Origin of the sequence: Sphingorhabdus sp., assembly GCF_040079335.1 — a bacterium.
GTDB lineage: Bacteria > Pseudomonadota > Alphaproteobacteria > Sphingomonadales > Sphingomonadaceae > Sphingorhabdus_B.
This window is the reverse complement of the sequence record NZ_JBEBKL010000090.1, coordinates 1-3,961: the sequence shown is the minus strand read 5'-3', so window position 1 is coordinate 3,961 and position 3,961 is coordinate 1. Positions and strand designations below refer to the sequence as shown.

Annotated in this window: 8 protein-coding genes; all 8 read left to right on the top strand. The window is 62.2% G+C overall.

Annotation, left to right across the window (positions count from 1 at the left end; all coding sequences use genetic code 11):
* The first annotated feature begins 203 nt into the window (after positions 1 to 203).
* Positions 204 to 575 carry an antitoxin Xre/MbcA/ParS toxin-binding domain-containing protein gene (locus ABL922_RS14230; protein ID WP_349024870.1) on the top strand — a complete coding sequence of 124 codons (372 nt, stop codon included), beginning with the start codon at positions 204 to 206 and terminating at the stop codon, positions 573 to 575.
* 5 nt (positions 576 to 580) lie between these two features.
* The gene (locus ABL922_RS14225) at positions 581 to 1,072 is read left to right on the top strand and encodes an RES domain-containing protein (RefSeq protein WP_349024869.1); all 492 of its coding nucleotides are present in this window, start codon (positions 581 to 583) and stop codon (positions 1,070 to 1,072) included.
* A 35-nt stretch (positions 1,073 to 1,107) separates the two neighbouring features.
* Positions 1,108 to 1,467 carry an antitoxin Xre/MbcA/ParS toxin-binding domain-containing protein gene (locus ABL922_RS14220; protein ID WP_349024868.1) on the top strand — a complete coding sequence of 120 codons (360 nt, stop codon included), beginning with the start codon at positions 1,108 to 1,110 and terminating at the stop codon, positions 1,465 to 1,467.
* A 117-nt stretch (positions 1,468 to 1,584) separates the two neighbouring features.
* Positions 1,585 to 2,022 (top strand): antitoxin Xre-like helix-turn-helix domain-containing protein, encoded by a 438-nt coding sequence (locus ABL922_RS14215; protein WP_349024867.1) that lies wholly within the window; start codon positions 1,585 to 1,587, stop codon positions 2,020 to 2,022.
* Positions 2,009 to 2,710, top strand: coding sequence for an RES family NAD+ phosphorylase (locus ABL922_RS14210; protein ID WP_349024866.1), 702 nt, complete (start codon positions 2,009 to 2,011; stop codon positions 2,708 to 2,710). The genes ABL922_RS14215 and ABL922_RS14210 overlap by 14 nt, the downstream gene beginning before the upstream one ends.
* An 86-nt stretch (positions 2,711 to 2,796) precedes the next feature.
* Complete coding sequence (locus ABL922_RS14205) at positions 2,797 to 3,249, top strand: hypothetical protein (protein ID WP_349024865.1); 453 nt, start codon at positions 2,797 to 2,799, stop codon at positions 3,247 to 3,249.
* Positions 3,246 to 3,530, top strand: coding sequence for a hypothetical protein (locus ABL922_RS14200; protein WP_349024864.1), 285 nt, complete (start codon positions 3,246 to 3,248; stop codon positions 3,528 to 3,530). Before ABL922_RS14205 ends, ABL922_RS14200 begins: the two co-directional genes overlap by 4 nt.
* Positions 3,531 to 3,599: 69 nt before the next feature.
* Positions 3,600 to 3,950 carry a hypothetical protein gene (locus ABL922_RS14195; protein WP_349024863.1) on the top strand — a complete coding sequence of 117 codons (351 nt, stop codon included), beginning with the start codon at positions 3,600 to 3,602 and terminating at the stop codon, positions 3,948 to 3,950.
* Positions 3,951 to 3,961 lie beyond the last annotated feature (11 nt).

Here is a 3,961-nt window from a genome sequence, read left to right as displayed (position 1 = left end):
GGCCTATGGGCATTGGAGATGCAGGTGGCGTTGGTGTTTGCTGGATATTGTGTGTTCGCCCCGCTTTGTCCCTTCGGACCCAAGAGAGGCGAGGGGGAAAGAGCGGGATTGAGCCTTTTATTGCCAAGTGGCCAATGATCTTGCCGATAAGGTAGTTTCGTGCTACATGATAGCAACACAAAGTGATGTTTTGGAGATGCAAAATGGTTGCGACACTGCTCGATCCGGTTATTGATGCGCTCAGCGCCGATGCGGGCGCGAGTATCGAGCCCAAAAGGCTCGGTGATATGTTGCACATGACCCAGGCCGAAGTCGCCGATCTGGCTGGCGTCCACCGGACCACGCTCGCGCGCAATCCCGGTTCGCCCGAAGTCCAGGCCAAATTGGGGCCGATTGCCACCATATTGTCGCGCGCAAGCGATATGGGCGGCGGCCTTGCCAAAGCGGTGATCTGGTTTCGCCATCAGCCCATTGCCGCCTTTGGCTACAAGCGCGCGGTCGATATCGTCCAGGGCGGCGAGGCTGCCCAGGTGTTGCGCTGGCTCGATGCGCTCGAAGATGGCGCCTACGCCTGACCGACATGGATGCGGCAAGCCTGTTTACGGCGAGGACATATCGCGTCGTTCCGCCGCGCTGGGCGCACACACCTCTTTCGGGTGAGGGCGCACGGCTTCATGGCGGGCGCTTCAATCCACCAGGCACCCCTGCCTTTTACTCTGCGCTCGACCCGCACACGGCGTATGCCGAATATACCCAGGCGCTCTACGACCGGCCCGGCCTGCTGTGCTCGTTTGACATCGAAAGCGCGACGGTGCTCGACCTGACCACGTCCAACGGGCTTGCAGCTGCTGGCCTGACGCCTGCAGATCTGCGCCAACGCTGGTTTGGTTTCAGCGACGCGCCAAGCCAATTGACCGCCGCGCGCTTGCAGGCGGTGGGGATCAATGGCCTGATCTATGCGTCACAGCAGCACGAATCCGGTCGCAATCTGGTGCTCTGGCGTTGGAACGGGCCACCCATAGTCAATCTCGTCGACCGGTTGGGCGAGGCGGTAGAATCGCCGCTTCGCTAGATCCATATTGGGCGTCAGAAAGGAATGACTAACCAATGAGTGTTTCGATCTTTTCCGATGCTTTGGTTGATGGCGATGTTATTCCGCAAGCCGTTGCCGAACTGCTTCATATCACGCCGTCCGAATTGGCCGCCACTTTAGGGCTATCGCGCGAAGCCGTCGCGAACTCGGATCGTGTGCGCTCGGCCCCGGTGCAGGCGCGATTGCGCGAACTCGAGGATATCCTCAACCATATCCTGCCGTGGGCAGGATCGCCGCACGCGGCCTACGCTTGGTACCGGTCGCAGAGTCTGCCATCGTTGGGCGGTGCACCTCCAGAGCAGCTCGTGCGCGACGGCCGCGCTGACGATGTGCGGCACTACCTCGAACGGCTCGCTGAGGGCGGCTTTGCCTGACCCTCCGCTAGGTCGAAGGATTTCAGATCTGTGAGCCAAATCGCCGACGCATGGCACTCCAAAACCTTGACAATCGCACCATGTGATGCGTATATACACATCAGGAGAAGCGTTCTTATGGCAAGTGCTGCACTCAGGCCCAAATATCCGACCGCTCCAGCGGGGCTCCAGACCTTTGCAGGCGACGGCGATCGCAAGCGGCTGACGGCCGCTGCGGTAAAAGCGGTGCTGCGGCTCGTCCATGCCTGGGGCGGCGACAATGCTGAAGGTGCGGCGCTGCTCGGCGTATCGACAAGCACCTGGGACCGGATGAAGGCCGGGACCTGGAACGGCACGCTCAGCCAGGACCAGCTCACCCGCGCCTCGGCGCTGATCGGCGTGTTCAAGGGTCTGCACCTGCTTTTTGCCGATTCCATGGCCGACCGCTGGCCACAATTGCCCAATCGCGGGCCGATCTTTGCCTCGAAATCGCCGGTTGAGGCGATGATCGAAGGCGGCATCCCACGCATGCTCGAAACCCGGCTCTATATCGACGCATTGCGTGGCGGGCTCTGACGCGCCGCCAGCACACCCGCTGGTTCGCGAAGCCTTTCCGCGCACGATCCGGCTGGTCGCCAGCGCCCGGTTGCGCGAAGCGGTGCTGGCACCTCTGGCCGATGACGACGACGAACGCGCCCTCCTAGCCGAAATCGAGGGCGCGACCAGCGGCAGGCTGATCGCCGAAGAACGCGGGATAGGAGGGCTTGGCCCCGATGAACTGGTCCACGGTGTCGCTCATGCGCGCTTCATCAATGCATGCTTTGCCTATGCCAAGCCGCGCGCGCCGATGCGCTTTAACCCGCCCAACCGCGGTGCCTGGTATGCAGCCCTTGCGCTCGAGACGTGCATTGCCGAGGTCGGGCAGCATCTGACTTTGGCGCTGGCGGACGCAGGCGATTTTAACGCCGTGGTTGACTATGGCGAGATGCTCGCAAGCATGTCGGGGCTGTTCATCGACCTGCGCGCGGCTGTTGGTCACGCTGCGCTCGATCCCGATCCCGCCACCGGCTATGCAGCGGGCAATGCACTTGCGGCTGAAGCGCGCGCGCAGGGTCATAACGGGATCATCTACCCTTCGGTTCGGCACCATAAAGGCATCTGCATCGCAGCGCTCTGGCCCAATGTCGTCCAGTCGGTGGTCCAGGGCGATATGGTTCGGCTCATTTGGGCGGGCAGCCCGGACTATCGCTGGGAAGCGCTTTAGCGCGCGCCCCAGCTTCCGGTTTGAGAGGGGAGGAGGGTCGAACGGGGTAAGCGGGCAGAGTGCTCGCTTGGCCCGAAAGGATCCTCATGGCTGAATTCGTCTCCGCGCGCATCCGCATTGGCGGCACGCTCCCTCAAACATGCTATGAAGAGCTTGCCGGCCACATAGCAGCCTACGACTTGCGTACCGAATGGGATGGGCCGCCCTTTGATAGCCAATTGACGCACAGTGACGGGCCGCTTGATCTTCATGCTTATGATGTCTCGAACGGGACCTTCGATGATCTGGAAGAATTTTGCATCGACCATGGCCTCGCCTTCTGGCGCTGGTCAGGCGGCAGCGCTGGAGCCTTCGATCCGGAGATCGTCGTATATACAGGGAGCGGCGAGCCTGAGGATTTCACTGCCGCTGAAGACGAATATGCCGTATTCGATGCGGAGGCGATTTTCCAGCTTGGCAGTTACGAAGCGATCATGGCGGCAATCGGCCGCAGCCGCTTCGATCCGCCGCCGTTCCGGCTTGCAGGCACGCCGTCATGAGCTTCGCCGTCGCCTTTTACGAGATCGGTCTGGCCTATGGCGAGCCTGAGGAAGGCGGCTGGTGGTATGAGACCGGCGAGATCGTCCGGCTGATCAGCCTGACCCGAACCGAGGGTGCAGCGCTCGCCACTGCAGCCCGGGCCAACCGCCTGCTCGACCGGATCCAACGCCACCGTCGCCCGGTCCACTCGGCGGCCTATGATGGCGGCCGCTACAGCGCTTTGGTCTTCGCCGGGCTTCCGCCAGCCAACTTTCCGGTCGAACGCCCGACCTACAGCTGAACCGCTGCAATGTTCTGCTTGAGCGTTCCGCCATGCAGACGCGAGCATTGCCCTCAAGGAACCCCGCTTATGGACTTTGAACCCGACCGTTTCGCTTCCTCTTATGCGCGCGCCTTCTGCTTTGCGTCGAGCGGCAATGCCTATGATGCGACCCAGACCGACGCGGCGATCAGCCGCGGCGCCATCCTGCTCATTGCTTCGGAACGCATCGTCGGTCTGGCCGACACCTGGCCCATTGCCGTGACCCAGACGCATGGCGCGCTCCATCAGGTCGCGCGCGGGCGCTTTGCCGGTCTTGCTGAAGCGGCGAGCGAATTTGACCTCACTGAAAGTGACTTTCTTGACGCGGCCCGGTTGGCGCGTGATCTGGGCTTCGCCCTCGATCCCACGCTTGAAGCTCGCTTTGGGAGCCTCCTGTGACGGGTTTGCGC

What these genes read in the sequence shown, in the direction of transcription:
- ABL922_RS14215 (WP_349024867.1), top strand. Translation starts at nt 1,585, where the DNA reads ATGGCAAGTGCTGCACTCAGGCCCAAATATCCGACCGCTCCAGCGGGG.
- ABL922_RS14205 (WP_349024865.1), top strand. Translation starts at nt 2,797, where the DNA reads ATGGCTGAATTCGTCTCCGCGCGCATCCGCATTGGCGGCACGCTCCCT.
- ABL922_RS14230 (WP_349024870.1), top strand. Translation starts at nt 204, where the DNA reads ATGGTTGCGACACTGCTCGATCCGGTTATTGATGCGCTCAGCGCCGAT.
- ABL922_RS14220 (WP_349024868.1), top strand. Translation starts at nt 1,108, where the DNA reads ATGAGTGTTTCGATCTTTTCCGATGCTTTGGTTGATGGCGATGTTATT.
- ABL922_RS14195 (WP_349024863.1), top strand. Translation starts at nt 3,600, where the DNA reads ATGGACTTTGAACCCGACCGTTTCGCTTCCTCTTATGCGCGCGCCTTC.
- ABL922_RS14200 (WP_349024864.1), top strand. Translation starts at nt 3,246, where the DNA reads ATGAGCTTCGCCGTCGCCTTTTACGAGATCGGTCTGGCCTATGGCGAG.
- ABL922_RS14225 (WP_349024869.1), top strand. Translation starts at nt 581, where the DNA reads ATGGATGCGGCAAGCCTGTTTACGGCGAGGACATATCGCGTCGTTCCG.